At 52.8% G+C, this 1,159-nt stretch carries 2 protein-coding genes; one reads left to right on the plus strand and one right to left on the minus strand.

Going from position 1 to position 1,159, the window contains the following annotated elements; all coding sequences use genetic code 11:
• The coding region (locus M975_RS23235; RefSeq protein ID WP_209438141.1) for a hypothetical protein at window positions 1-185 on the minus strand (185 nt) is incomplete at its 3' end.
• On the opposite strand from M975_RS23235, the gene M975_RS21895 reads away from it, so the two are divergent.
• Entirely contained in the window at window positions 105-1,136 is a 1,032-nt protein-coding gene (locus M975_RS21895) for an IS630 family transposase (RefSeq protein WP_064562010.1), read from the plus strand. The genes M975_RS23235 and M975_RS21895 overlap by 81 nt on opposite strands.
• Window positions 1,137-1,159: the final 23 nt, after the last annotated feature.

A 1,159-nucleotide genomic window follows, 5' to 3' on the forward strand; every position in this document is an offset into this window, starting at 1 on the left:
CTAAATAGCTGCGCGGAATAGTAGATCACGTTGAGGGAACTCAGCCCGGATTGTGCGATCTGATCAATCGCCAAACCAACCAAAATCACCAACCGGACTGAGCGATGCCGATCATAGCACCCATACCCCGTACCGAACGACGCCTGATGCAGAAAACTATCCATAAAACGCGCGATAAAAATCATGCCCGCAGACTCATCGCCATGCTGATGTTACACCGGGGAGACCGTGTCAGCGATGTCGCCAGAACACTCTGCTGCGCCCGCTCATCCGTCGGACGCTGGATTAACTGGTTTACGTTGTCGGGTGTCGAAGGCCTGACATCCTTACCCGCAGGACGCTCCCGTCGCTGGCCTTTTGAGCACATCTGTACCTTATTACGGGAACTGATAAAGCACTCTCCCGCTGATTTTGGCTATCAGCGTTCACGCTGGAGCACCGAACTTCTGGCAATAAAAATCAATGAGATAACCGGTTGCCGGTTACACGCCGGAACCGTCCGTCGCTGGCTGCCGTCAGCGGGGCTTGTGTGGTGCAGAGCGGCACCGACCCTGCGCATCCGTGACCCGCACAAAGATGAAAAGATGGCGGCAATCCGCAAAGCGCTGGACGAATGCAGTGCAGAACATCCGGTATTTTATGAAGATGAAGTGGATATTCACCTCAATCCCAAAATCGGTGCAGACTGGCAGTTGCGTGGACAGCAGAAGCGCGTGGTAACGCCGGGGCAGAATGAAAAATACTACCTGGCCGGAGCGCTGCACAGCGGTACGGGTAAAGTCAGCTACGTTGGCGGAAACAGTAAAAGTTCGACGCTGTTTATTAGCCTGCTTAAACACCTGAAAGCCACGTACCGACGGGCAAAAACGGTCACACTTATCGTGGATAACTACATCATCCACAAGAGCCGTGAAACACAGCGCTGGCTGAAAGAGAACCAAAAGTTCAGAGTAATTTATCAGCCGGTCTACTCACCGTGGGTGAACCACGTTGAGCGTTTATGGCAGGCGCTTCACGACACGATAACCCGCAACCATCAGTGCCGTTCGATGTGGCAGTTGCTGAGAAAGGTTCACCATTTTATGAAAACCGTCAGTCCATTCCCGGGAGGTAAACATGGTCTGGCAAAAGTGTAGCGGTATTAGGCGCAGCTATTTAG

The sequence above is a fragment of the Buttiauxella brennerae ATCC 51605 genome (assembly GCF_001654925.1).
GTDB lineage: Bacteria > Pseudomonadota > Gammaproteobacteria > Enterobacterales > Enterobacteriaceae > Buttiauxella > Buttiauxella brennerae.